The 24,579-nt window shown below is 57.4% G+C and carries 30 protein-coding genes; 12 read left to right on the top strand and 18 right to left on the bottom strand.

The annotated features are described in order from the left end of the window. Window positions 1-30: 30 nt before the first annotated feature. Both ACR3EM_RS07755 and ACR3EM_RS07750 read right to left on the bottom strand, forming a co-directional pair. Window positions 31-735: a DUF1194 domain-containing protein gene (locus ACR3EM_RS07755; protein ID WP_480470215.1), complete on the bottom strand. Its 705-nt coding sequence runs from the start codon at window positions 733-735 to the stop codon at window positions 31-33. After that, window positions 732-1,160, bottom strand: a complete 429-nt coding sequence (locus ACR3EM_RS07750; RefSeq protein WP_480471907.1) for a VOC family protein — start codon at window positions 1,158-1,160, stop codon at window positions 732-734. The genes ACR3EM_RS07755 and ACR3EM_RS07750 overlap by 4 nt, the downstream gene beginning before the upstream one ends. Before the next feature lie 177 nt (window positions 1,161-1,337). Here ACR3EM_RS07750 and thyX point away from each other — a divergent pair, with 177 nt between their 5' ends. Further along, the gene (thyX, locus tag ACR3EM_RS07745; RefSeq protein WP_480470214.1) at window positions 1,338-2,249 is read left to right on the top strand and encodes an FAD-dependent thymidylate synthase; all 912 of its coding nucleotides are present in this window, start codon (window positions 1,338-1,340) and stop codon (window positions 2,247-2,249) included. 143 nt (window positions 2,250-2,392) lie between these two features. Here thyX and ACR3EM_RS07740 read toward each other — a convergent pair whose 3' ends face one another. Continuing rightward, window positions 2,393-2,599: a cold-shock protein gene (locus ACR3EM_RS07740; RefSeq protein WP_008758035.1), complete on the bottom strand. Its 207-nt coding sequence runs from the start codon at window positions 2,597-2,599 to the stop codon at window positions 2,393-2,395. Window positions 2,600-2,814: 215 nt separating this feature from the next. Between ACR3EM_RS07740 and ACR3EM_RS07735 the strand changes: the two genes are divergently transcribed. Together ACR3EM_RS07735 and ACR3EM_RS07730 are read left to right on the top strand one after the other, a co-directional pair. After that, entirely contained in the window at window positions 2,815-3,132 is a 318-nt protein-coding gene (locus tag ACR3EM_RS07735) for an ArsC/Spx/MgsR family protein (RefSeq protein WP_480470213.1), read from the top strand. Window positions 3,133-3,175: 43 nt separating this feature from the next. Further along, window positions 3,176-3,544, top strand: a complete 369-nt coding sequence (locus tag ACR3EM_RS07730; protein WP_480470212.1) for a hypothetical protein — start codon at window positions 3,176-3,178, stop codon at window positions 3,542-3,544. A gap of 1 nt (window position 3,545) precedes the next feature. Here the strand turns inward: ACR3EM_RS07730 and ACR3EM_RS07725 are convergent, their stop codons facing one another. From ACR3EM_RS07725 to thrS, 5 genes are all read right to left on the bottom strand, one after another. After that, the gene (locus ACR3EM_RS07725; RefSeq protein WP_480470211.1) at window positions 3,546-4,064 is read right to left on the bottom strand and encodes a hypothetical protein; all 519 of its coding nucleotides are present in this window, start codon (window positions 4,062-4,064) and stop codon (window positions 3,546-3,548) included. Continuing rightward, a complete protein-coding gene (locus tag ACR3EM_RS07720) occupies window positions 4,061-4,822 on the bottom strand; it encodes an HvfC/BufC family peptide modification chaperone (RefSeq protein ID WP_480470210.1) in 762 nt (253 codons plus the stop codon). Before ACR3EM_RS07720 ends, ACR3EM_RS07725 begins: the two co-directional genes overlap by 4 nt. After that, window positions 4,819-5,676 carry an MNIO family bufferin maturase gene (bufB, locus tag ACR3EM_RS07715; RefSeq protein ID WP_480470209.1) on the bottom strand — a complete coding sequence of 286 codons (858 nt, stop codon included), beginning with the start codon at window positions 5,674-5,676 and terminating at the stop codon, window positions 4,819-4,821. The genes ACR3EM_RS07720 and bufB overlap by 4 nt, the downstream gene beginning before the upstream one ends. A gap of 70 nt (window positions 5,677-5,746) precedes the next feature. Beyond that, on the bottom strand, window positions 5,747-6,049 hold the full coding sequence (locus tag ACR3EM_RS07710) for a BufA1 family periplasmic bufferin-type metallophore (RefSeq protein WP_480470208.1): 303 nt from the start codon (window positions 6,047-6,049) through the stop codon (window positions 5,747-5,749). Window positions 6,050-6,271: 222 nt separating this feature from the next. Further along, the gene (gene thrS / locus ACR3EM_RS07705) at window positions 6,272-8,230 is read right to left on the bottom strand and encodes a threonine--tRNA ligase (protein ID WP_480470207.1); all 1,959 of its coding nucleotides are present in this window, start codon (window positions 8,228-8,230) and stop codon (window positions 6,272-6,274) included. Between the two features lie 219 nt (window positions 8,231-8,449). Here thrS and ACR3EM_RS07700 point away from each other — a divergent pair, with 219 nt between their 5' ends. The 4 genes from ACR3EM_RS07700 (at window position 8,450) to ACR3EM_RS07685 (ending at window position 11,618) form a co-directional block, all read left to right on the top strand. Beyond that, window positions 8,450-9,199, top strand: coding sequence for an alpha/beta fold hydrolase (locus tag ACR3EM_RS07700; protein ID WP_480470206.1), 750 nt, complete (start codon window positions 8,450-8,452; stop codon window positions 9,197-9,199). After that, a complete protein-coding gene (locus ACR3EM_RS07695) occupies window positions 9,199-10,191 on the top strand; it encodes an alpha/beta hydrolase (RefSeq protein ID WP_480470205.1) in 993 nt (330 codons plus the stop codon). Before ACR3EM_RS07700 ends, ACR3EM_RS07695 begins: the two co-directional genes overlap by 1 nt. Before the next feature lie 17 nt (window positions 10,192-10,208). Beyond that, window positions 10,209-10,823, top strand: a complete 615-nt coding sequence (locus tag ACR3EM_RS07690) for a hypothetical protein (protein WP_480471906.1) — start codon at window positions 10,209-10,211, stop codon at window positions 10,821-10,823. 84 nt (window positions 10,824-10,907) lie between these two features. Beyond that, window positions 10,908-11,618 carry an alpha/beta fold hydrolase gene (locus ACR3EM_RS07685; protein ID WP_480470204.1) on the top strand — a complete coding sequence of 237 codons (711 nt, stop codon included), beginning with the start codon at window positions 10,908-10,910 and terminating at the stop codon, window positions 11,616-11,618. Here the strand turns inward: ACR3EM_RS07685 and ACR3EM_RS07680 are convergent. Together ACR3EM_RS07680 and phaZ are read right to left on the bottom strand one after the other, a co-directional pair. Further along, a complete protein-coding gene (locus tag ACR3EM_RS07680; protein WP_480470203.1) occupies window positions 11,615-12,199 on the bottom strand; it encodes a DUF6151 family protein in 585 nt (194 codons plus the stop codon). The two genes, ACR3EM_RS07685 and ACR3EM_RS07680, sit on opposite strands and share 4 nt — an antisense overlap. Then, on the bottom strand, window positions 12,196-13,470 hold the full coding sequence (gene phaZ, locus ACR3EM_RS07675; protein ID WP_480470202.1) for a polyhydroxyalkanoate depolymerase: 1,275 nt from the start codon (window positions 13,468-13,470) through the stop codon (window positions 12,196-12,198). Before phaZ ends, ACR3EM_RS07680 begins: the two co-directional genes overlap by 4 nt. 111 nt (window positions 13,471-13,581) lie before the next feature. Here phaZ and ACR3EM_RS07670 point away from each other — a divergent pair, with 111 nt between their 5' ends. From ACR3EM_RS07670 to ACR3EM_RS07655, 4 genes are all read left to right on the top strand, one after another. Further along, on the top strand, window positions 13,582-15,384 hold the full coding sequence (locus ACR3EM_RS07670; protein ID WP_480470201.1) for a PHA/PHB synthase family protein: 1,803 nt from the start codon (window positions 13,582-13,584) through the stop codon (window positions 15,382-15,384). A 131-nt stretch (window positions 15,385-15,515) separates the two neighbouring features. Further along, window positions 15,516-15,962 carry a phasin family protein gene (locus ACR3EM_RS07665; protein ID WP_480470200.1) on the top strand — a complete coding sequence of 149 codons (447 nt, stop codon included), beginning with the start codon at window positions 15,516-15,518 and terminating at the stop codon, window positions 15,960-15,962. Window positions 15,963-16,098: 136 nt separating this feature from the next. Further along, a complete protein-coding gene (phaR, locus tag ACR3EM_RS07660) occupies window positions 16,099-16,653 on the top strand; it encodes a polyhydroxyalkanoate synthesis repressor PhaR (protein WP_480470199.1) in 555 nt (184 codons plus the stop codon). 8 nt (window positions 16,654-16,661) lie between these two features. Further along, window positions 16,662-17,420, top strand: coding sequence for a trypsin-like serine peptidase (locus tag ACR3EM_RS07655; RefSeq protein ID WP_480470198.1), 759 nt, complete (start codon window positions 16,662-16,664; stop codon window positions 17,418-17,420). On the opposite strand, the gene ACR3EM_RS07650 is transcribed toward ACR3EM_RS07655, so the two are convergent. Further along, on the bottom strand, window positions 17,421-18,620 hold the full coding sequence (locus ACR3EM_RS07650) for a DegT/DnrJ/EryC1/StrS family aminotransferase (RefSeq protein ID WP_480470197.1): 1,200 nt from the start codon (window positions 18,618-18,620) through the stop codon (window positions 17,421-17,423). Window positions 18,621-18,813: 193 nt separating this feature from the next. On the opposite strand from ACR3EM_RS07650, the gene ACR3EM_RS07645 reads away from it, so the two are divergent. Next, complete coding sequence (locus ACR3EM_RS07645) at window positions 18,814-19,623, top strand: M90 family metallopeptidase (protein ID WP_480470196.1); 810 nt, start codon at window positions 18,814-18,816, stop codon at window positions 19,621-19,623. On the opposite strand, the gene ACR3EM_RS07640 is transcribed toward ACR3EM_RS07645, so the two are convergent. The 7 genes from ACR3EM_RS07640 to ACR3EM_RS07610 all read right to left on the bottom strand — a co-directional run bounded on the left by ACR3EM_RS07640 (window position 19,620) and on the right by ACR3EM_RS07610 (window position 24,528). Further along, on the bottom strand, window positions 19,620-20,426 hold the full coding sequence (locus ACR3EM_RS07640; RefSeq protein WP_480470195.1) for an ABC transporter permease: 807 nt from the start codon (window positions 20,424-20,426) through the stop codon (window positions 19,620-19,622). The two genes, ACR3EM_RS07645 and ACR3EM_RS07640, sit on opposite strands and share 4 nt — an antisense overlap. Beyond that, window positions 20,423-21,310: an ABC transporter permease gene (locus tag ACR3EM_RS07635; RefSeq protein WP_480470194.1), complete on the bottom strand. Its 888-nt coding sequence runs from the start codon at window positions 21,308-21,310 to the stop codon at window positions 20,423-20,425. Before ACR3EM_RS07635 ends, ACR3EM_RS07640 begins: the two co-directional genes overlap by 4 nt. Before the next feature lie 81 nt (window positions 21,311-21,391). Further along, window positions 21,392-22,141 carry a transporter substrate-binding domain-containing protein gene (locus ACR3EM_RS07630; RefSeq protein ID WP_480470193.1) on the bottom strand — a complete coding sequence of 250 codons (750 nt, stop codon included), beginning with the start codon at window positions 22,139-22,141 and terminating at the stop codon, window positions 21,392-21,394. Between the two features lie 31 nt (window positions 22,142-22,172). Beyond that, complete coding sequence (locus ACR3EM_RS07625; protein ID WP_480470192.1) at window positions 22,173-22,949, bottom strand: ABC transporter ATP-binding protein; 777 nt, start codon at window positions 22,947-22,949, stop codon at window positions 22,173-22,175. A 279-nt stretch (window positions 22,950-23,228) separates the two neighbouring features. Further along, a complete protein-coding gene (locus ACR3EM_RS07620; RefSeq protein WP_480470191.1) occupies window positions 23,229-23,666 on the bottom strand; it encodes a tellurite resistance TerB family protein in 438 nt (145 codons plus the stop codon). A 77-nt stretch (window positions 23,667-23,743) separates the two neighbouring features. After that, window positions 23,744-24,193, bottom strand: coding sequence for a tellurite resistance TerB family protein (locus ACR3EM_RS07615; protein WP_480470190.1), 450 nt, complete (start codon window positions 24,191-24,193; stop codon window positions 23,744-23,746). A 41-nt stretch (window positions 24,194-24,234) separates the two neighbouring features. Then, window positions 24,235-24,528: a DUF1330 domain-containing protein gene (locus tag ACR3EM_RS07610; protein WP_480470189.1), complete on the bottom strand. Its 294-nt coding sequence runs from the start codon at window positions 24,526-24,528 to the stop codon at window positions 24,235-24,237. Between the last annotated feature and the right edge of the window lie 51 nt (window positions 24,529-24,579).

Raw genomic sequence — 24,579 nt, 5'->3', positions numbered from 1 at the left:
AGGTTGATGAATACACGCCAGGCGGTCGGATCATTCTGATTGGTGCCGTCCAAGATCGCTGAGTTCCAACCCCTTGAGCTCTCTCTCCAATTTACGACGCATCGCGCGCTCGAAATCCTCGAAGCCAGCAGCGATTTCAAGAAAGGCACCGGGCCCGTGCAGGACATTGTCTTGGAAAAAGGGGATCAGGTCGATCTCACCTTCGAAATCCGCTGCGTTGATAACAAGACCATTGACGGTCATGTTCCTAAACGGAAAGTGCTTATAGGCAGTCAGCGGCCCGTAGCCGTCGTTGTTTTTGCCGTCGCCCGAGATGTCGATGGTCTGAAACAGGCACCGCGGCGCGCGTTGCATTAAGGTTGCCCCATAGGCCAAAGCATGCCCCATCGCGGTTGGGAATTCGTTTTCGGATCGATCTGAACGACCAATCCGCTCTGCAGCGGCAAGCAGATCCGAGGGTGTCTGAATCAATGTCCAATCAAGCAGCAAAGTCTGATTGAACCGGCCTGACCATTCATACGCTGCCAATGCAACGGGTTGTGGAGAAAGGAAGAAGGCCTCTTGCACCTCGGGTGCGATCAAAGCATTGGCCAGCCCCTTGCGCTGCAGCGCGTCTTCAGACGCATCGACCGAGGTTGAAATGTCCATTGCCAGCGCCAGCGCGAGGCGGCAGTTCTCGGCCCAAAGGGGGCTGCCCGTGATAGCCAACCCCAGTGTTCCCAGCCAACGGATCACCAGTGGCCGGTGCTTTCCATGCTGGCCCAGGGTTCCGCCGGTTCCAGCGCTTCGCCGTTCTGCAGCAGCTCTACCGAGATATTGTCGGGCGACCGCACAAATGCCATGCGCCCATCGCGCGGAGGGCGATTGATCACGACACCGTTGTCTTGCAGGTGCTGGCAGGTCTCGTAAATATTGTCGACACCATAGGCGAGGTGCCCGAAATGACGGCTGTCACTGGGCAATGCATCATCGCCGTCCCAGTTATAAGTCAACTCGATCGGGGCGTCCTCCTGTCCCGGCGGGGCGAGGAAGACCAAGGTGAACCGTGCCGCTTCGCTTTCATAGCGGCGTGTTTCTTTCAGCCCCAGAAGCTCATAAAACGCTATGGATTTTTCAAGATCCTTCACGCGGACCATAGTATGGAGGTATGTCAGCCCCATCGCGACTTTCCTTACATTGATAGTGATCTTCAGCACCTTAGCGCGCCTTCACCTCATGTCGAGGGGCAGCCTGGACACATTTCCGAATTTGCGCGCTGTGCCGCACATATCGCGGTTCCGGTGAAGTGTTGGCCGATATATAGTGGTAGGCGACTCATTGCTGGAAAGGATAATTTCATGCCTCTGTCTGCCGACCAACTGGCCGAGATCGAAGCTCAACGCGCACAGTCGAGCCCGACCCGCCGCGTCGTAGCCGAAGGTATGGAAGACCACTTGTACACGGCGCATCAGGTTCTGGATCACGGATTTGTCCGCGTCATCGACTACATGGGCGATGATGCCGCGATTTGTCAGGCCGCGCGCGTGTCCTACGGCAAGGGGACCAAATCGGTTCAGAACGACGAAGGCCTGATCCGGTACCTCATGCGCCACTGGCATTCGACGCCGTTTGAAATGTGCGAGATCAAGCTCCACGTCAAACTGCCGGTCTTTGTTGCCCGCCAGTGGATCCGCCATCGGACGGCGAATGTGAATGAATATTCAGCCCGTTATTCGATCTTGGATCGGGAGTTCTATATTCCGGCACCCGAACACGTGGCTGCCCAGTCCGAAGTCAACAATCAGGGCCGGGGTGATACGTTGCAGGGCGAAGAAGCCGCACGCGTGCTGGAAATCCTCAAGGCCGACAGCGCCCGCTGTTATGACAACTACGAGGCAATGATTGGTCAGGACGGTCAGCAGGGATTGGCGCGTGAATTGGCGCGAATGAATCTGCCTGCGAATATCTATACGCAGTGGTACTGGAAGGTGGATTTGCACAATCTGTTCCACTTCCTGCGCCTGCGCGCCGATCCGCACGCGCAATACGAGATTCGGGTCTATGCAGAAACCATGTGCAAGGTCGTGGCTGACTGGGTGCCGTTCGCCTATCGAGCGTTCGAGGATTACCGCCTGGGCGCGGTTAATCTGTCGGCCCAGATGGTCACCTGCTTGCGCCGGATGTTGGCGGGTGAGGCGGTTACGCAGGAAAACTCGGGTATGACTGCGCGCGAATGGCGCGAGTTTGAAGCCGTTATTCGCGAGGGCTGATTCCCGAGAAATAACAAAAAACTCGCGTCCCAGTGCGGGCGCGTGTTTTTGGGGTTTAACGGTTAACGGCCGGAAGTTTAACGGTTAACGGCCGGAAATTGGCCGCCAACCTTCTTATCCTTCCCGCCTTGGCGGGCCTTGCCTTATAGCGGCTTCAAATCAGCAGCCATCTGGCGGCCGTCACGTCCGTCCTGCAACTCGTACGAGACTTTCTGATTGTCAGCGAGTCCGGTCAGACCGGATCGTTCTACGGCCGAGATATGAACAAACACATCTTTGCCACCCTCATCAGGCGCAATAAAACCATAGCCTTTGGTCGTATTAAACCATTTCACGGTGCCGGTTGGCATTTCCCGTGTCTCCTTCTACTTTCACGTTGTCCCACAAATTGGTGGGGGCAGTGCTCCGACAATACCACAACACATCACTGTTCGCCCAAACGATACAGCCCGGATTGCGTGTTTCGTCTTTTTCAACATTGCACGGTGAAGTAAAAAATCAAGAATAACCGAGGCAGGCCAAGTGGTTTGCCCGAATTTGCAGCAAATACAGGATCAGCCAAAATATGCGCCTATATGGGTTAAAGAACTGTGACACTTGCCGTAAGGCATTGAAAAGCCTTCAAGATGCGGATTTTGTTGATGTGCGGGAACAGGGCGTGCCGGAAAATGTAATGTCACAGGCGTTCGAGATTTTCGGCAAAGCTTTGCTCAATACCCGCTCCACAACCTGGCGTGGACTGGATGAGGACACGCGCAATCGCCCGGTGCTGGAACTTCTGGCGGATTATCCGACGCTGATGAAGCGTCCGCTGATCGAGAATGACGGCCAGATGTACCTGGGTTGGACACCTGAAACCCGTAAAGGGCTTGGTGTTGCCTGAACAACTGCCTATGTGACACGGGGCAACAGACGGAGACCTGTTTATGCGCAATGCAGCCATGATACTGGGCGTGATCGCCGGGCTGATCGGAATGATTGTTGGATTTTTCGGCTACGGCTTTGTGGCTTTCGTCGATTGGTTCGGTGAAATCGAGGGCATCGCCGAGCAGGTGGACAACCCCGGCCTGATTCAAACCGCGTCGATTGTAGCGCCTTTGCTGGCGATTGTCGGCGGAGCGATGGCACACGCCCGTGCCCTTGTCGGGGGCATATTGTTGATATTCTCGGCGGCGGGGATGTACTACGCCTTTGGTTTTGGCGTCTTCACGATGTTCCCGATCGCATTTGCGGGCGTCGCGGGTGTGCTTGGGCTCGCCGCGGGAAAGCCGGACGAGCCCAAGGTGCATTTCTGAGTTATTTCAGGCGTAGGACCCGGTCCAGCGACAAGGGACCTGCGCCGTTGATCACGATTACCAGCATCAGGAAGCTCCACATCACCCGCTGATCCATCAAGGTGATTGCGTTGTCGAACAATCCGCCCAGTTTGACGCCATGGCCAACCACGTCGGTGAAGGTCTGCACCCAGATGAAGCCGATCATCGCCAGGGCCGCAACACGGGTCAGCAGGCCGACCAGCAGCAGAACGGGCAAAACAAACTCCGCTACCGTGCCGAAGAAGATCACGATACGCTGGAAGAATGTCATTTGGGTGACGTCATACAGAACGGCTTCGGCAGCTTTGGGGAAAATCTGACCGAAAGCGCCAGCCGAAGGCGAAAAGATCGAGCCGTCGATCTTAAGTGTCGCTGAATTCCAGTAATAGACAAACAGAACCGCGACGAAGATCACCCGTGCCAGAGTCGGTGTCAGCCAGCCCGAGGAGTGGTCCACCTTTTCCATCGCGGTGTTGTAGGTTGATATCAGGGCAGTCATGTGTCCAGCCTTTCGATAGTCACAGAAGTTATTGCACCGCCCTGTAAAAGCAGTGCCAGAGTGGTTCCTAGATCGAACTCGGGCGTCTCCGCCACGGTTGCTTCGAATGCGTTGCCGATGGTCTGACCCGTTTGAATGCGCGCGATCCAGGCAGCGCCACCTGCGGGCAGCAGATGGGGCGCAGGGTCATATTCAGGGCGCGTGATCAGAACATCCTGTGCTTCGGCCTGCGGTTTTGGCGCGCCGTCCTGCGTGTTGAACTGCCATATCGCGTGCACTGGCCAATCCGAGCGCAGGACATGTACAGCGGGAGCCAGAACCAGCTTGGCCAGCATCAGATCTTCGGGTGGAATTGTCAGAGCTTCCGGCGCAATCGCCTCGCCGTCAGCAGCGTGATAGGATCGGCGCAAGGCCAGCTCCAGCCGGGCAACATCGGGCAGATACCCCAGATGCGACAGCTGCGGCATACTTTCCAGAAACGCGGGAAACTCTTCGCCATAAAACATCATCAATGGCGAGGCAGGCGGATGTTGGCGCAGGAAAATCCCGGCAAGCCCATCCATGTTCTGTGTACCCAGCAGTTTGGTGATCACCGGGAAAGCCTGGTGCATCGCTTCGGTCAACGAAACAGCGACATTGTTGCGATAAACGCTGAATCGGCGTCCGGCTGGTTGCGCTTCGGCGTCGAGCAATCCCTCAGGGATCGGCTGGTTGGCGTCCAGTAGGGCGCTGTGGAATGTTGTCTGGGACACACTCATGCGGGCACACGATCCAGGGCCTTTTGCGCGCGCTCGGCTTCTGCCCGCAGGATAGGCCAGTCGGGAACATCAGTGTCCCATTCGATAAGCAGAGGTTTAGGGCCAGACTGATCCAGAACATAGTCCAGCAGGGCCCAGACCGGATCGACCACCTCGCGCCCGTGGCTGTCGATAAGCAGGGGGCGACCATGGTCGTCCTCGTCCTCGTCATGACCGCCCAGATGGATTTCGCCGACCCGATCCAGCGGGTAGGCATCGATATAGCCTTGCGGCGAGAAATCCAGATTGGTGGCCGAGACAAAGACGTTATTCACATCCAAAAGCAGTCCGCAGCCAGTACGGCGCGCGATCTCGCGCAGGAAGTCGGGCTCGGACCAGGTGCTTTCCTCAAAAGCGAGATAGCTGGAGGGATTTTCCAGTAGCATTTGCCGTCCCACCACCTCTTGCACCTGATCGATATGATCACAGACACGCGTCAGAGTAGCGTCGGTATAAGGCAGGGGCAGCAGATCGTTCAGGAAATGGCTGTCGTGGGTCGACCAGGCCAGGTGTTCCGAAAAGCTGGCAGGGTTCAGCCAACCGACAAGATGTTTCAGACGAGCCAGATGATCGGGGTCCAACGGGCCTTCGCCACCGATGGAAAGGCCGACACCATGGACGGAAATAGGAAATTGTTCTGACAGGTGGCGCAGTTGCGCCAGAGGGCGTCCGCCGTCTCCCATATAGTTTTCGGCATGGATTTCCAGCCAAGCCACAGGCTTGGCCTGCTCAAGGATCTGCGAAAAATGCTGCGGTTTGTAGCCAACGCCGGGCGCCGCAGGCAACCGGTTCGATCTCAAAGCGTCATCCAACATCTGCAAATCCTCTGTTCGTAACGAAGGGGCGGGCGAACCTGCCCGCCCCTCGTAATTCATACGGACAGTCTTATGCCGGCAGGTCGCGTTCCAGCGGCTCGAGCGAGCCTTTGCGCGCGGTGCCGTTGGCTTCGGCCGGCAGTTCGATGTCGGCGCAGGTGCCTGCGTCAACCAGGGTCCATGCGTTGCCCTGATAATCGACGGTCGAGGTGCCCGCGCAGGTGGTGCCGGGGCCTGCGGCGCAGTCGTTCTGACCGGCCAGCGATACGCCATAGCATTTCTCTTTCGCTTGTGCGGTTGCGGTTGTGGCTACGCCCGATACGGCGGCTGCAACGGCGCTTGCGATAACCAGGGTTTTTGCGGTGTTCGACATCTCGAGTAATCCTCTTGCTGACTGTGTTTGTCTGCTTGTGACACCATTCAAGTTAGTGGCTTGATGGCCGTGTTTGAATTCACGAGCCCGTGTCTCACAAGCGCGTCAAAGATAGTCATGGCATCTTGCGTGTTAACAAACTGTTTTTGAAGGGGAAAAGTTGAAATATTTCAATCCGGCCCCGGGGGCGGGGCCGGAATCCCGGCAATATGATGCCGAATGTTACAGCAGATCAGGCGGAGTTGCCGCTTGGGAAAGCTCGTTTGTTACAGACTCAAGCGGTTGAACCTGCGTCTGTTTTTCGCCCAGACGGCGAACGCTGACGGTACGATCCTCGACCTCGCGGTGCCCGACGGCCAGAATTACCGGCACTTTGCCGACTGAATGCTCGCGAACCTTATAGTTGATCTTCTCGTTGCGAATATCCGCTTCTGCACGCACACCGGCGGCTTTGAGCGTCTCAACCACTTCGGCCACATAGTCATCGGCCTCGGAAGTGATCGAGGCGACGACGACCTGACGCGGGGCCAGCCAGAACGGCAGTTTGCCGGCGTGTTCCTCGATCAGGATGCCGATGAAACGTTCGAACGAACCAAGACAGGCGCGATGTAGCATGACGGGGCGGTGCTTGCCTCCGTCGGCTCCGACATAGGTGGCGTCGAGACGTTCCGGCAGCACGAAATCCACCTGGAAAGTGCCGCACTGCCAGTCACGACCGATGGCATCGGTCAGGACGAACTCCAGCTTGGGACCATAGAAAGCCCCTTCACCGGGATTCAGCTCGGGCTCGACACCCGCGGCGCGGGTGGCGGTCAGCAGCGCCTCTTCGGCTTTGTCCCAGACCTCATCGGAACCGGCGCGGGTATCGGGGCGGTCCGAGAATTTGACCTTGAAGCTTTCGAAGCCGAGGTCTTTGTAGACATCAGTCAGGAAACCGATGAAACGCGCGCATTCCTCTCCGATCTGGTCTTCGGTCGAGAAGATATGCGCATCGTCCTGCGCAAAGCCACGCACACGCATGATCCCGTGCAATGCGCCTGACGGCTCATAACGGGCACACGAGCCGAACTCGGCCATGCGCAGCGGCAGATCGCGATAGGATTTCAGGCCCTGCTTGAAGATTTCGACATGACAGGGGCAGTTCATTGGCTTTAGAGCGTTGACGGCCTTTTCGCGGGCGTGTTCCTCGTCGACTTCGACGATGAACATATTCTCCTGGTACTTCTCCCAATGACCGGAGCGTTCCCACAGCTTGCGGTCGACGACCTGAGGGGTGTTGACCTCGACATAACCACCGTCGCGTTGCTTGCGGCGCATGTAGTCCTGCAACTGCGTGTAGATGGTCCAGCCGTTCGGGTGCCAGAAGATTTGACCCGGGGCCTCTTCCTGCATGTGGAACAGGTCCATTTCGCGGCCGAGTTTGCGGTGGTCGCGCTTGGCGGCCTCTTCCAGCATATGCAGATGCGCTTTCAGCTTTTCCTTGCCGGTGAAGGCCACGCCGTAGATGCGTTGCAGCATGGCGCGATCGCTGTCGCCGCGCCAGTAGGCCCCCGCGATGGACATCAGTTTGAAAGCGTCGCCGGGCAGTTGACCGGTGTGCTGCAAATGCGGGCCGCGGCACAGATCCTGCCAATGACCGTGCCAGTACATACGCAGGGGTTCATCCCCCGGAATGGCCTCGATCAGCTCGACCTTGTAGGGCTCGTTATTGGCCTTGTAGAACTCGATCGCACGGTCACGGTCCCAAACCTCGGTTGTGACGGGATCGCGTTTGTTGATGATCTCTTTCATCTTTTTCTCGATGAGGCCGAGATCTTCGGGCGTAAACGGTTCCTCGCGGTCGAAGTCATAATACCAGCCGTTTTCAATGACGGGGCCGATGGTGACTTTGGTGGCGGGCCAGATTTCCTGCACGGCACGGGCCATGACATGGGCCAGATCGTGGCGGATCAGCTCGTTGGCCTGATCTTCATCCTTCATGGTATGGATGGCGATGTCGGCATCGGCTTCGATGGGCCATTGCAGGTCCCAGTGTTTGCCGTTGACGGTGGCCGATATGGCCTTTTTGGCCAAAGAGGTCGAGATGTCGGCTGCGACCTCGGCGGGCGTGACGCCTGCGTCATAGGATCGTGCGTTGCCATCAGGGAAGGTGAGTGAGACGGATTTTGAATCCAGGGCCATGGTCTGGCTCTCCTCGTCGGTTTGGCGCCCACTGAACGCCCGGTTGCGGGTTATGTGTGTTCGGCTGCTTTGGCAGGTGGTTGCGCTTGTGTCAAGGGTGGGTGCGAGGGACCAGCCCCGCGCGCTCTCCGAGGTATTTTGGGTCAGATGAAGAGGGGTCGGGGAATTGCGGAGAGTGCAGGGACGTGCATGATGCGTGGGAATAGTAGCGAGGGTTTCATGGCAGAGACAGAATTCCTGGAGACGGCGCAGGGGCGGCGGTTGGCGTACCACAAGAGCGCGGCGGCAGGGCCGACCATCGTTTTCTTAGGCGGGCTGAAGTCGGATATGGAAGGCACCAAGGCGGTGCATCTTGAGGCCTGGGCACAGGCGCGGGGGCAATCCTTCCTGCGGTTCGACTATTCGGGGCATGGTGAGAGTTCCGGTGCGTTCACCGAGGGCTGCATCGGGGATTGGCACGAGGATACGCTGGCGGCCGTCTCGCGTTTGACCGAGGGGCCTTTGATTGTTGTGGGATCGTCGATGGGCGGTTGGCAGGCGTTGTTGTTGGCCCGTGTGATGCCAGAGCGTGTGGCCGGGATGGTGACCATAGCCGCAGCGCCGGATTTTACCGAAGACGGATATTGGGAATCCTTCTCGGACGACCAGAAAGCGGCTTTGGAAAACGAAGGCCAGGTCGAGCTGCCTTCGGATTACATGGAGCCGTACATTATCACTAAGCGGATGATCGAGGATGGGCGTCAGCGTTTGGTGCTCCGGTCGCCGCTGGAACTACCGTTTCCGGTGCGATTTTTGCAAGGAACGGCGGATACATCTGTTTCGACGCAGACAGCAGTACGATTGCTTGAACATGCGACAGGCACCGATATGCGGTTGCTTTTGGTAAAGGATGCCGATCACCGGTTTTCGGATGGTGTGTGTCTGGAGTTGATTGAGCGTGCCGTTCTGGATGTGATGGATGAGGCCTAATGCGGCGCTTTGGATGGGTCTTGGGGCGTGTGTTGCTGTGGCTCGTGCTCGTCGGTGGGCTGGTTTACGCCTTCGGGCCACGCGAGCAGATCGACCTGCATCCGCGTTTTGATCCGCGCAAGTTCGGCGAAGGGGTGCAGGTGTATTTCGAAAGCACCGAGGCCACCTATGATGACATTGTTCCCGGTACCGAAAAGCGGGTTGTCTGGCGGGACGGATTCTATGAACGCCGCACGCCCTATGCTGTCCTGTATCTGCACGGGTTTTCGGCCTCTTCTGAAGAGATTCGGCCCGTACCTGACCTCGTCGCGGACGCTCTGGGTGCCAATCTGGTCTATACCCGATTGCGGGGCCACGGACGCGATGGAGCGGCGTTGGGCAAGGCAACTGCTACGGATTGGATGCAAGACACAGCCGAAGGGTTGGCTGCGGCTCGGGCGGTGGGAGATCAGGTCATCGTGATGTCGACTTCGACCGGCGGCACTTTGGCTGCCGCTGCGGCTCTGGACCCGGTGTTGAGCGAAGACGTTGCGGCGATGATATTTGTTTCACCAAATTTTGGTGTGAACATGGTAGGGGCCTGGATCCCGACATTGCCTTGGGCGCGTAATTGGCTGCCCTTGCTGATGGGCGCCGAACGGGATGTGTCGGGACCTGACCCTGAAAAGAACCGATACTGGACAGTTGTTTATCCGTGGGAAGCGGTGGTGCCGATGTCAGTTTTAACGAAGGCGGTTTATGCACTGGATTTCTCGTCGACTCAGGTCCCCGCCTTATTCTGGTTCTCGGATGACGATCAGGTGGTTCGACCAGATCTGACGCACAAGGTGGCTGAGGCGTGGAGCGGGCCATCGATGGTTCAACTGGTGGAAATGGGGCCGGGGGATGATCCGGCTTCACATGTGATTGCCGGGCGGCTGATGTCTCCGGGGCAGACAGATGCTGCGGTTTCGGGGATGCTTGGATGGCTTGCAGATCAGGGTATTGAGTGATGCGTAAACCCGGGAGCATGTGGAGTCTTGAGACCTTGGGCCGGGTGCGTCTGTCCAAGCATTTCTTTATGCGTGACTTCCTATATTCCGAGATCGGGAATTTTCACCAAAAACAGAACATCCCCGAAAACCCTGATCTCGCCATCGAGACGGGTCGGGCGTTCTGCGAGGCGCTGATGGACCCGCTGGAAGAGACCTTTGGGCGGGTTGCTGTGCGGTCGGGTTATCGCTCTCCGTCCCTGAACCGGTTCGGGAATGAAAACCGCCTGAACTGTGCCCGCAATGACAATCCGCTGGAGTGCCATATCTGGGATTGGGGGCAGGGTGATGCGCGGGTTGCAGGGGCTTCGGTGGTGATCCCATGGTTTGCGGATCGCTATGCCGAAGGCCGTGACTGGCGCGATCTGGCCTGGTGGATGCACGACCATCTTGATTACTCCGAAATCTGGTTCTTTCCCAAGCTTTGTGCGTTCAATTTGGTCTGGCGACCCAAGCCGCAACGTCGGATCGACAGCTATATAGCGCCGCGCGGGTGCCTGCTGCGCGCGGGCGAAGAGCCGGATGAAACGCCGGAGCAGCGGCAGGCCCGGTATGCTGATTTCCCAACATTTCGCGGCATTCAGTATCCCTGAATTTTGCGCTTGCCGCACACGCTCAAAACTCTCATCCTGAAGCAAAGCAAGAACGACTGACCCGTCAAAAGAGGGAGGACCCGCGTGATCGAGCCGCTGGTTTTGCTGCCCGGACTGATGAGTGACGCAAGGCTGTTTCGACCGCAGATCGAACTTCTGTCGCGAGATAGGGCCTTAACGGTTGCGCCGATCTCGGGCGGGGAGCGAATCGAGGAGATCGCCTCGGGTTTACTTGACCAACTGCCACAAAGGTTCGCGCTTGCCGGGCACGGCATGGGCGGAATGATCGCGCTGGAGCTGATCCGCCGCGCTCCGGATCGGGTGAGGAGGCTTTGCCTGATATCGACGGATGCGCAAGCCGATACCCCGCATATCGCAGCAGGGCGCGAAGAGTTGATGATTGGGGCGCAGGCCGGACGACTGGACGAGGTGATGCACAAGGTCATCGGTTCGGACACTCTGGCACCGGGGCCGCGGCGAATACCCATTCTGCAGGATACGATCCAGATGGCGCTTGAGCTGGGGTCTGACCTATTCGCGCGGCAAATGCGGACTTTGCAGCGCCGACCGGATCAGCAGGCCACGCTGCGCTTGATCGGGGTGCCAACGTTGGTTCTGTGCGGTGCTTACGACACGGTGACTCCGGTTCGAAAACACCAGTTCATGGCAGATATGATCCCTGAAACCGAGTTGTTGGTATTGGATGACGCGGGTCATTTGCCAACGCTGGAAGCCCCGGAGGCCGTCAACAGCGCTTTGGTCGAGTGGTTGCAGGTGCCGCTGCGATTGCTTTAGTCGTAGAACGCATAACGCTGTTCTTTGGTCAGGATGGTCGGGGTGACGACGGGCGCGGCGGTTTCTGCGGCAAAGAACTGCGATGTCTTCCAACGACCAGACAGGCGCGATCCGATTACGCGTCTGATCAATCCAAACGCCGCATATTGCACCTTTTCGTGCTTCTGCTTGCCATTTGGCGCAGGCACGAACCCGCGTGTAGTAATCGGGCCGAGTCTGGATGGATCGGGAATACGTTTCACGACAAAGCCCGCGAATGGAAATTTACCAGTTTGCGGTGTGGTCGCCAGAGGCGCATCACAGCAGCTCGCATACCACCGCAACATTCCCTTCGGGCTAAGCTGCATGGCTGCAAGATGCTCTAGACCCTTATCGATGCGGATATCTTCTGGCGTGGTCTGCAGGATTTCGACCGGGCCGGGGGCGGGGTCGGGTTGTTTAAAATACAGCTGAGCGGCGCGGCAATCGTGACAATAGCAGTCAACATGGGTGCCGCACCTGACACCTCTGGGTGTCAGATGCCCGTACAATGCACCGCAGGTGCATGAAAAGGGAAGTGCATCTGCGGTTGGTTCACTCATGCAACCTTGTTGCTATTGGCCGCCCGGCGATTGGGCTTCTTGCGGCTGTTTTCATTCATGAAATCAATCACAAGCGGGCGGATATTATCGCGCCAGCTGCGCCCGGCGAAGATACCATAGTGGCCCGCGCCGGGCTCAACATGGCTTGCCTTCTTGCTGTCGGGCAGACCGGTGCACAGGTCCAGCGCCGCAATACACTGACCGGGGGCCGAGATATCGTCATTCGCGCCCTCAACCGATTTCACCGCGACATCGGTGATCTTGCCGATATCGACCTTATGTCCGGCGACTACGAATTCATTGCGCGCGATCTCGCGGTTCTTGAACACACGCTCAACCGTCGACAGATAGAATTCGGCCGTCATATCCATCACGGCCAGATACTCATCGTAGAAACGATTGTGGGCATCGTGGTCCGAGGCTTCATCGCGGATAACGCGCTGAATTTGGTCCGAGAAGGCCTTGCTGTGGCGCTCGGCATTCATCGACATGAATGAGGCCAGCTGCAGCAGGCCGGGATAAACCATCCGACCCACACCTTTGTATTTAAAACCAACGCGTTGGATCATGGTTTCTTCCAACTGACCCATAGTGACGCGGCGGCCGAAATCCGTGACCTCGGTTGGGGTCGCGTCAGGGTCGACCGGACCGCCGATCAGGGTCAGGGTGCTGGGCTGTGCCTTGGGCTCGACCTCGGCCAGATAGGCGGTTGCAGCCAGAGTCAGAGGCGCGGGCTGGCAAACAGCAACAACATGCGTGTCGGGGCCCAGCTCTTTCATAAAATCGACAAGGTAGAGCGTGTAATCCTCGACATCGAACTTGCCTTCGGACACAGGGATATCGCGCGCGTTATGCCAGTCGGTGATGTAAACCTCACAATTGACCAGCAGGCTTTTGACGGTCGACCGCAACAGCGTTGCATAGTGACCCGACATCGGCGCAACCAGCAAAACCTTGCGCGGCTGTTCTTCACGCCCATTGACGCGGAAGTGGATCAGGTCACCGAATGGGCGCTCCAGAACCGTGGTTATGTCAACCAGATGATCTTTGCCGTCTTCGCAGGTAAAGGTGCGGATGCCCCAGTCGGGCTTGACCACCATGCGCTGAAAAGTACGCTCCGTCACCTCACCCCAGGCTGCCATCCAGTTGAAGGCCGGGTTAGGTGTCATCGAAAACAACGGGTAGGACGCCATCGCACTGGCAGTTGCACCAAGCCACTGGTTGGTGTTACGCATTGTTTCCATCAGGTCGTAGGTCATCATGTAGCGCATCGAATGTGCCTCCTGGGTATCAGCCTGAAAGTTTGGACCATTCGCCGCTTTGCTCCCCGATGGCTACGACGTTATTCTGCATAGCAGCGAGGTTAGGGGGGAATTGTTAAAATGACAACTGCTGACGGCCAAACGCCGAAGTTGACCGAAGAAACCATTGATCGACTTAAAGAAAATATGGGCAAAGTCGAAGAATTGTCCAAGCGACTTGTCGAGGTCATGGCCGGCAAAACGCCGCATACCCCCGCGCTCGATGGTCCGAATCAAGAGCTTTTTGCAAAAGCAGCAACGGCCTATTGGACCGAAGCCTTTCAGAACCCGACCAAGCTGCTTGAACATCAGATCGAATATTGGGGAAAGTCTGTCCTGAACTTTGCCGAGGCTCAACAGGCCTTTGCAAGCGGCGAAAACGAAGCGCCTGAATCTTTGTCCAAGGACAAGCGATTCTCGAATCCGATGTGGGAAACCAACCCGTATTTCCGTCTTATTCGCCAGCAGTACCAGACCAACGCGGAGGCCATCTCGCAGGCTGTTGCGTCGGTTGAGGATCTTGAGGCCAAGGACAAGCAGCGGCTTCAGTACTTTTCGCAACAGATCATCGACATGATGGCACCAACGAATTTTCTGGCCACTAATCCAGATGCGCTGGAAAAGGCGGTCGAGACCGAGGGTCAGTCGTTGATCCAGGGGTTGGAAAATCTTGTCTCGGACCTTGAGGCCAATGATGGCGAGATGGTCGTCAGGCTGGCCGACGAAAGCGCCTTCGAGATTGGTGGCAATATCGCGACCACACCCGGCGATGTCGTCTATCGCAATCGTTTGATGGAGTTGATCCAGTACAAACCGGTCACCGAGACAGTGCATGAAACGCCGATCGTGCTGTTCCCGCCCTGGATCAACAAATTCTATATCCTCGATCTCAAGGCGCAGAACAGTCTGATCAAATGGGTGACCGAACAGGGCTATACGCTGTTTGTTGTCAGCTGGGTCAATGCCGACAGCTCTCATGCCGATATCGGGTTGGAGGATTATGTTCAGGACGGTTTCCTGACTGCCATCGACGAGGTCAAGAAGATCTGCAAGGTCAAGCAGGTCAACGCGGTGGGGTATTGCATCGCGGGTACGACGTTGAACCTTACGCTCTCGCTGATGAAACAGCAGGGTGACAAATCGGTGAAGTCAGCGACCTTCTTCACGACCCTTACGGATTTCGGTGATCAGGGCGAGTTTACGCCCTTCCTGCAGAACGATTTCGTCGACGGTATCGAGGATCAGGTCACGAAGGACGGGATTCTCAAGGCTTGGATTATCGGGCGAACCATGTCATTCCTGCGGTCGAGGGATCTGATCTACACCCCGGCGATCCGGAACTACATGATGGGTGAAACACCGCCCGCCTTCGATTTGCTGTTCTGGAACGGAGACGGGGCCAACCTGCCCGGGAAAATGGCGATCCAGTATCTGCGCGGGCTGTGCCAGAGCAATGATTTCGTCACAGACGGGTTCGAGCTTTTGGGTCACAAGCTGCACATCAAGGATGTCGACGTGCCTCTGATGGCGATCACCTGCGAGACGGATCACATCGCTGCGTGGAAGGATTGCTATCGCGGCGTGCAGCAGATGGGGGCGAAGTCCAAAACCTTTGTGGTCTCGGAATCGGGTCACATCGCGGGTATCGTAAACCCGCCCAGCAAGAAGAAATACGGCCACTACACCAACCCGGATATGAAGGCGGGTGCCGAAACCTGGCTGAAAGACGCTGACTTTCACGAGGGCTCCTGGTGGCCGATGTGGGAAGCATGGTTGAAAAAGCGCTCTGGCAAGCAGGTTCCAGCCCGCGACACCGGCGATTCGGATCATCCGCGGCTGTGCCCGGCCCCTGGAACCTATGTTTTGGTCAAGGCAAACCGCTGATATCATTTTGAAACTCAACTTTTTCTGCATTGCAGCAATAAAAAACTTGCAATGCTGCGATGCAGCAATCATATTGTCCTCAAGCTGATGAAACCCGGGGTGGGCCCGGACAGGCTAAAAGGATTAGGACAATGGCAAAGACCCAAGACTTTACCGCGACCCTGAAAGACATGATGGGTGCATTCCCGGTTGACACAAGCGCTCTGGAAGACGCGTTCAAATCGACCGCATCGCTGAACGAAAAGCTGTCGGGCGTTGCCCTGGACGCAGCTGAGAAGTCGGCTGAAATCTCGAACAAATGGACCAAGGAAACCCTGGCCAAGCTGACCGAGATGTCGAAAGCAAAGGCAGAGCCTGCTGACTACGCAAAAGCCGCAACCGACTTCGCAAGCGCGTCGGCTGAAGTTGCCGCAGAAAACATGGCTGCTTTCGCTGAAATCGCGAAAAAAGTTCAGACCGAAACCGTTGAGCTGCTGATGGCGGCTGGCAAAGACGCTGCAGAAGACGCAACCGCAGCCGTCAAAAAAGCCACCAACGAGGTGACCGCTGCCGCTAAGAAAGCAGCAACCACCAAGTAAGGCAAGTCTGCGAACTAGCACCCATTCCTCCCAAGCGGTGCATCGCAAGAGGGCAGGTCGTTTGACCTGCCCTTTCTTTTTGTTCTGCAGTCGCATAACCTCTGCTGCAACGCATCATCCTTGGGGAGGGTAAACGGTGTCGGAACAAGAAAAACCGTTGTTGATCAAGCGCTATGCCAGCCGTCGGCTATATAACACTGAGACCAGTGATTACGTGACGCTTGAAGATATCGCGGGCTTCATCCGCGACGGACGTGAAGTTCAGATTATCGATCTGAAAACCGGGGATGATCTGACCCGTCAGTATCTGCTTCAAATCATTGCCGAACATGAAAGCCGCGGCGAAAATGTTCTGCCAGTCAACGTTCTGAACGATCTGGTCCGCAGCTACATGGTGCCGGGTGGGGGCATGATGCCGCAGTTCCTACAAAGCTCGTTTGAGATGCTGCGCGAGAGCCAGTCCAAGATGATGGAAAACATGAACGCCATGAACCCGATGTCGCAGATGCCGGGGTTCGAGGCGATGCAAGCGCAGCAACAGGCATTTCTGAAAGCCATGACCGGGGGCCTGTCGGGCAAATGGTCCGGTTCGGATGACGAGCAAGAGGCGTCGTCGGAACCCAAAGAAGATCTGGACGACATCAAAAAGCAACTCGCGGAACTGCAGCAGAAATTGTCCAAGCTTAGCTGATCGGGCTGATGCGTCGACTGCTTGCGATTGCGGTACTGCTCTGGGCGCAGACGGCGCTGGCGCAAGGTAAATTCTCGAACGTGTGGGAGCCGATCTGCACAATGGGGCAGGACACTTCGGCTGGCTGCGCGGATATCCGGGATCGCGAAATCCTGAACGCCTTCGAGGAGCCTTGGCGGGCTATTGGGCGCGTCAATTTTGCCAGCCGCAGCCAGCGGTCTCACTGTACAGGTGTTCTGGTGTCGGAGCAGTTGGTGCTTACGGCGGCGCATTGCCTTTACAATTCTGCCCGCCAGCGATGGATACCGCCTTCAAGCATCCGGTTTGCCGCAGGATATCAGCGCGGTGAGGCTGTCGCGGTCTCTGCCGTCAATGCCTACCGGCTGTCCGCATCGCAAGGTGTGGATGGAGCTTTCAACAATCGCGCCGACTTGGATTGGGCCGTGCTGGAACTGACCGATCCGATCGGAGCAGAGCTTGGGTTCTTGGCGCTCGCCGACGACACAAGCGAAGGGTTTGTGTCGGGGTATCCCGGCTTGCGCTCCCATGTCTTGAGCCGTACCGGAGCTTGCGTGCCTCAACCTGCTGGTCAGCACCTCCTGCACGCAATATGTTCTGTCATGATGGGAGATTCCGGCGCGCCACTACTGGTTCAGACGGAGGAAGGTCCGGCAGTCGCTGGAATATTGTCGCGCATCGCGCCGACCCCGGATGGGATCGACGCGTTGTTTTTGTCCGTTCAAGCGTTTGATCTTGGTGAGAGCTGATCAGGTACCGTAGACCGGCATCGGGCCGACCACTTCACCTATTGAGGCCAGCAGAATATCCGCGATCACGTCAAGTTCTTCGCGCGTCAGGCGGACGGGCAGGCGCACGTCACAGGCGCTCATCAGCATGGCGCGGGTTTGTGGCAGATCGACCTGTTCGGGCAGGAATTGCCAGTTCCAGAAGGCGCGCGCGTTGTCCTGGCTCAGGCCGAAGACCTGCACCTTAACACCCCGTGCCTCGGCAGCTGCCGCGAAGGCTTTGATTTCATCGTCATCAAGGTCCACCAGATTGAACTGGATCGAATCCGGCGCGCGGCGTTCAGGTGCCAGCGGCGCGGGCACGTCGATATGGGGCGACGCGTTCAGGCGATCCGCGACATAGTCATGATTTTCCAGTCCGTCACGAACCCGACGCGCCAGTTCCGGAATCTGTGGACGGATCACGGCGGCGCTGAGGTTGCTCATCCGCAGGTTATATAGCGGCAACTGGTTCTGCCAGCGGGCAAAGGCCAGCTCAAGTTCGGGCGCGCCTGAGTGTTTTTTCCAGTTATGTTCATATGCGCCTGACATGATGACGGTGCGGGCTACCAGATCAGCGTCATCTGTAAGCAGGATTCCGCCTTCGCCCGCGTTGATCATCTTGTAGGACTGGAACGAGAAACAGCCGATCTTGCCGATCGTACCGATATTGCGCCCATTCCAGGTGGTGCCAAGCGAATGTGCGGCGTCCTCAATCACAGGTATATCGCGCGCGTCACACAGCTCCATTATGGCATCCATGTCCGAGGTATGGCCGCGCATATGGCTGATGATCACTGCCTGAACGCTATCCAGCTTGGCCGCGAAATCCTCCATGTCGATGCGATAATTGCTGCCAACTTCGCAAAGAACCGGAATGCAATCCGCGTGAACGACCGAGGACGGTACGGCGGCAAAGGTAAATCCTGGGATCAAAACCCGCGCATCCCGCGGCAGATCCAATGCCTTGAGCGACAGGAACAGCGCAGCAGAGCAGGACGACACGGCCAGAGCGTATTTGCTGCCCAGCAGCGCGGCAAACTCGGCCTCAAGCAGCGAAACCGGTGCATCCTGTGGCGCGGTATAGCGGAACAGGTCGCCAGATTGCATCAGGGCGTCAATTGCGTCTCTTGCGGCTGCGGGGATGGGTTCGGCGTCATGAACGTTGGGTACAAGCGTCATATTTGGATTTCCCGAATTTTATCTTTGGGAAAGATAAAGTCATATAGCGCTCAAGCCAAGGCTTGTTTCGCCCTATTGGCGAAATTTCACCAATCTGTCGTAAACTCAGGGATCACAGTGTCAGTCGCAGGTTCGCCGTGCCAGAGCTGGTGGCCAATTGTGCCCGAGCAACTGATGCATATAGTGTCTTTCCATGTTGATCTTTCTTACCATTCTGTTCCTCGTCGTCGCTGGCCTTTGCTATTATTTCTGGTCGAAACGGCAGGCCCGCGCCGAGTTGCTTGCCACGCCGCTGAGCGCCCGTCAGCGCGATATCATTGATCGTCAGGTGCCAATCATCCGGCGGCTTCCGCAGCCGCTGCGCCAGCATCTGGATGGCAAGGTGAACTTGTTGCTGGATCAGGTGAGTTACTACGGTTGCGATGGGCTGGATGTGACGGAAGAGATGGAACTTTCGATTGCGGCACAGGCTTGTCTGCTCGTGATCAACAGTGACCTTTGGTACGATAATCTGACGACGATCCTGATTTATCCCAACGCCTTCAAGTCAAAGCAGCAGCGGCGCTCGGGTTATGTCGTGTCTGAGAAAGAAATCGTGCGCACCGGTGAAAGCTGGGATCGCGGGCCGGTCATTCTGTCCTGGGCGCATAGCCAGCAAGGGGCGCTGGATGATCGGGATGGCCAGAACGTGGTGCTGCATGAATTTGCGCATCAGATTGACGACCTTTCCGGCGGTACGAACGGCGTGCCAATTCTAAGCGCAGGTCAGAGCTTTGCCGAATGGGAAAAGGTATTTCTGACCGCCTATGACGCGCATGTGCGCGCTGTCGAAAGCGGTCGGCGCACGGTGATTGACCCCTATGGTGCGACTGGGCACGAGGAGTTTTTTGCCGTCTCGGTCGAAGTATTTTTTGAACGCCCCCGCGCGTTACAGCGCGAGGTGCCTGAGGTGTACGAGCAACTCTCGAAACTGTTCCGTTTGAACCCGGTCGAGTGGGATTAGCGTGCCAGATTCAGACGGAACCGCATCTTGGCCTTTCGCTCGGCGGGCAGGTGCCGGTTCAGACGTTTGTTGACCATGCCGAAACACCAGACGATGACCAGTGTCAGTAAGATGAAGTAGAACGCCAGAATCGGGTAAGGAATGAACGGGTTGAACGTCTTGTCGGCGAAGTAGCTCGCGTAATACAGCGCGTCTCCGCGTTGCTGCCAGGCCGGGAACGCCGAGAAGAAAACCAGCGTGGTGGATTGGAACACAAAGATGGCTTCGTTCGTATAAGCGGGCCACGCCAGCCGCAGCATGGTGGGCCAGATGATACGGCGGAACCGGGACCAGCCAGACATGCCATATGCGTCTGCGGCTTCGGTATCCCCTTTGGGGATCGAGCGCAGCGCACCATAGAAGATCTCACCCGAATAGGCGGATGTGTTCAGGAACAGCACGATCAGCGCCCCCAGCCAGGCCGAGGTGAAGGCGTCGAACATCGGATAGGGTTTCTTCAGCGACAGGAAGAAGAAATAGGCGAAGAAGAACTGGATAAAGAGCGGTGAGCCGCGGAACAGGAAGATGAACCACTCGGACGGTTTGCGCAGCCATTTGTTCGATGAGGCTTTGCCGACGGCCAACGCGGTGGCGAGGAAGAACCCTGTGACCATCGCCATGATCCCGAAATAGATATTCCAGATCATGCCCGAGCCGATCAGCGTGAAATGCTCGCACAGAGTGAAATCGGTTTTGGGCAGCAGGCGCTCGCCGAAGCCCAGTGACCGGAGGCCATAATCCTGAATGGTCTGGAGGCAGCTCATGCGGTGGTCTCCTTGCGCAGAAGCTCTCCGCCCGATGTGGCCTGACCGTGGGACAGGCGGCGCATCAGTTTCTCAAGCCCGACTTCCGAGACGCGGGTCATGCCGAGATAGAAGATCAGCAGGGCGAGGAAGTACCACATACGCCAGTCGCCGTGGGGGTAGTCGGTAAAGCGCGAGGTTTTGGTGCCGCCCAGTTCACGTGCCCAATAGACGATATCTTCGATGCCCAGCAGGAACAGCAGCGGCGTGGCCTTGATCAGCACCATCCAGAGGTTCGACAGGCCGGGCAGGGCGTAGACCCACATCTGTGGCACGAGGATGCGCCAGAAGGTCTGGCGGCGGGTCATGCCATAGGCCTCGGCGGTTTCCAGTTGGGCGTGGGGCACGGCACGCATGCCGCCGAACAGGACGTTGGCGGCGAAGGCGCCGAAAACGATGGAAAAGGTGATGACTGCGAGGAAAAACCCATAAGTTTCGTGCACCCATTCAGGCGCGGTGCCCAGCGGCAGCTTGGCGGCTTGGCAGACGAGGAAGTCATTGCCTTGCCGAACTGGTTCGGTCCAGTCGGGGCAGATAACTTTGTGCCGGATCCACTCGAAACCCTGATCCAATGCGATCACGAAAAACAGGAAAAAGGCGATGTCTGGCACGCCGCGCACAATGGCAATGTAAGCTTTGCCCAGCCAGCTTAGCGGTGGGAAATGCGACCGCGCCGCCATGGCACCGGCAAAGCCGAAGCTGAGCGCGACTGGGGCAGTGACGGCTAACAAGCCCAACACTTTGAGAAAGGATAGGTAGAATGACCAGTGGACGCCATTGGTTAGATAGCACGAGAACCAGTGGAACGTGCCGAGCGTGTCAGGATCAGCGCAGTAGGAGAACATATGGCGTCTTTCGAACGTCTTTACCGGCAAAGCCGATGCCGCGGCCCGGCGCTGAGGCGCCGGACCGGGATACGATAGGTATTAGTTGGTGACGACTGAACCGTCAGCACCGTATGTGGCGATTCCTTCACCGAACCACTTGATCAGCATTTCGTTCAGTGTGCCGTCGGCCTTCATAGAAGTGATGGCCTCGTCAAACTTACCACGCAGCTCACCGTCGCTTTCACGCAAGCCCATGCCGACACCACCGCCCAGCGGAACCGGATCTCCAACAAAGACCAGTTCACCGCCCGATTCTTCTACCAAAGGAACCAGATAATCGCGGTCTGCCAGAACGGCATCGGCTTCGCCGTTACGAACGGCTGCGATGGTTTCTTCCGGGGTTGCGAATTCGACAAGGGTCGCGCCGGATTCGGCAACGTGGCCAGCCTGGATGGTGGCGGTTTGTGCTGCAACAATACCGCCAGTCACATCTGCCGCGTCAGAGGTCGCAACGTATGCTGAAGCAGTCGGCGGATAGTAGTCTTGAGTGAAGTCGATGACCTCATCACGTTCGTCGGTGATCGACATGCCCGCGATGATGGTGTCGTAGTTGCCCGAGACCAGATTCGGAATGATCGAATCCCAGTCGTTCTTGACCCACTCGCACTCCAGATTGGCGCGCTTGCACAGTTCATCACCTACGTCACGCTCAAAGCCGTCGATCTCACCAGCGTCGTTGATGAAGTTATACGGAGGGTAGGCGCCCTCGGTGCCCATGCGCACGGTTTCGGCCATGGCCACACCGGCGGTCAGAGCCAGTGCTGCGGTGGTCAGAATCAGGTTTTTCATTGTTACTCCCCTTATTGGTTCTGTCCGTTGATTATGCCGCCTGAGTGGCGGAGAGAAAGCCCTGAAGCCGTTGGGATTCAGGGGTAGTGAAAATATCTTCGGGTGTGCCCTCTTCTTCGATCAGGCCTTGATGCAGGAACACAACATGGCTGGAGATGTCCGCTGCCATCTTCATGTCATGGGTCACGATGATCATGGTGCGGCCTTCGGCGGCCAGATCCTTGATCACCTTTATCACTTCCTGTTCCAACTCAGGGTCGAGCGCCGAAGTGGGTTCGTCAAACAGGAGCGCCTCAGGCTCCATGCAAAGCCCACGCGCGATGGCGGCACGCTGTTGCTGGCCGCCAGACAGCTGTGCCGGATAGACGTCGCATTTGTCGCCAATGCCCACCTTTTCCAGATATTTGCGGGCGCTGTCCTCGACCTCGGCCTTATCACGGCCCAGAACGGTGACCGGGGCCTCCATCACGTTTTGAAGGATGGTCATGTGGGCCCAGAGGTTGAATTGCTGGAACACCATCGATAGGTTGGTGCGGATACGCAGCACCTGTTTGGCGTCGGCCGGGCGGCGGTTATGCCCTTCACCGGACCAGCTCACCGGTTCACCTTTGAACAGAATCTCGCCCTGCTGGCTGTCTTCCAGCAGATTGCAGCAGCGTAGAAGAGTAGATTTGCCTGACCCGGAAGAACCAATCAGCGAGACAACGTCGCCACGATGGGCGGTAATGTCCACTCCCTTGAGCACCTCGAGATTTCCGAAGCTTTTGTGCAGGTTCTTGATCTCGATGACGGGCGCGTTTTCTGTCACGGGCAGTCCAGTTATTGTGAATGGTGTTGGTGCGGTACTAGGGCTGAAAAATTGAACCAATGCAATGCGCAAATGACAAGTTCACGTGGCGAAATCGCCAAAATGACCAGTCGCTTTAATCAAAATCGTCAGTTTAACGTCCGCTCTGCCCGCCAAGCAGGCGGGCCAGGGTTAATGAGACTCACGGTGTTTCCAGCCGCGCCGACGCGACGAGGTGCTGGCTGTGATGGCGGGATGGGCTTTGGGGGAGGCATCGAAGGTGATCGAATCAGCCGCCTATCAGACTTTCGCAGCCCGTTGACGGGCCATGGCTGAATCTACGTCGCTGACACCCAGCAAGCTGACAACGAGGCGCAGTAGCGAATCCTCCTCGCCAGTGCGTTGCCCGTCGGCCAGTGCGACGGACCACATCGCCTGTACCACCGCCAGACGGTCGTCATAGGCGACGGCCACTTTGATGGCTCGGGTGAAGCGGACAGTGTCGGGTGCCTCGGCCTCAAGATCTTCGGCGCGGGCACGCAGGGCTGCGGCCTCGAACGGCGAAAGGCCATAACGCTCGGCCGAGATACGGTCGATCCGGGCCATTTCGGTATCGGCATAGTCATTGTCGGAACGTGCGATGCGCACCAGTAGGGCGGTCAGAGCCAGGCGAGCATCGTCTTCGACAAGCGGGTCGGGCTGTGGCTGTGTGAGCCGAGACAGGAAATCACTGAACATAGTCAGATATATAGTGCGCAATCCGAAAGGTGGAAACCGGTATTAGGGGCAAATTGTGCGTCAAAGAAAGCCCCGGCCTAGGTCGCCTCCAAGCGGCTTTGCACCCGTTCGCGGGCAGCTTTGCTGTCGTTGAAGCTGAGGCCCATGGCAATACGGGCCTCTTCAACGATTTTGATCTCACCTTCGTCCGAGTTGCCATCGGCCAGCACGACCTCCCACAAGGCGTCCAAAGCGGCCAGGCGCTCCTGCAAATCAGTAGTTTCACGGATCAGCTTGCCAAAAGTATCGGTTTCCGGCGCGGCAGCATGCAGCTTTTCACAGGTAGCGCGCACTTTTGCGGCCTCAATGGCGTTGTGCTGGTAGAGGCGGGCGAGGATGCGGTCGATCAGGCTGATCTCTTCCAGTTTGTAATCACGATCTGCCTGCGCCACGCGCACCATCAATGCACCGAGGGCCAGTTCGGCATCCGGGTCTGGAAGGTTGTCGTGTTGCGGCGGACGGAACGCCTGAAAGAACTTCTTCAACATAGGGTTAGGATATTCCTAAATTTCGGACGCGCCAAGCGGTGCTAACCTTCATAGCCCTGAATGATCACAAGATCGCCGGTGGACACCGGATCGCGCAGGGCCTTAGCCGCTTGATAGCCTTCGCTTTCATAACAGGCCAGCGCCTGTTCGTAGCTGGGGAATTCGATCACTACGGTGCGGGCGCGGGCCTGGCCTTCGACCTCGGTCCGATCACCGCCTCGCACGAGGAATTTGGCACCATATTCGGCAAAAGGCGCGGCGTTTGCGGCTATATAGTTCTTGTAGGTATCGAAATCATCGACATCGACATGGGCAACCCAGTATCCTTTGGCCATGGGGCTTCCTCCTGTGCTTTCACGCGCAAGGTGCGGAGGAATGTCTGGGAA

The organism is Ruegeria sp. AH3, assembly GCF_056536265.1.
Note: the sequence above shows the minus strand (reverse complement) of the source record. Positions and strands in the feature narration are given on the sequence as shown.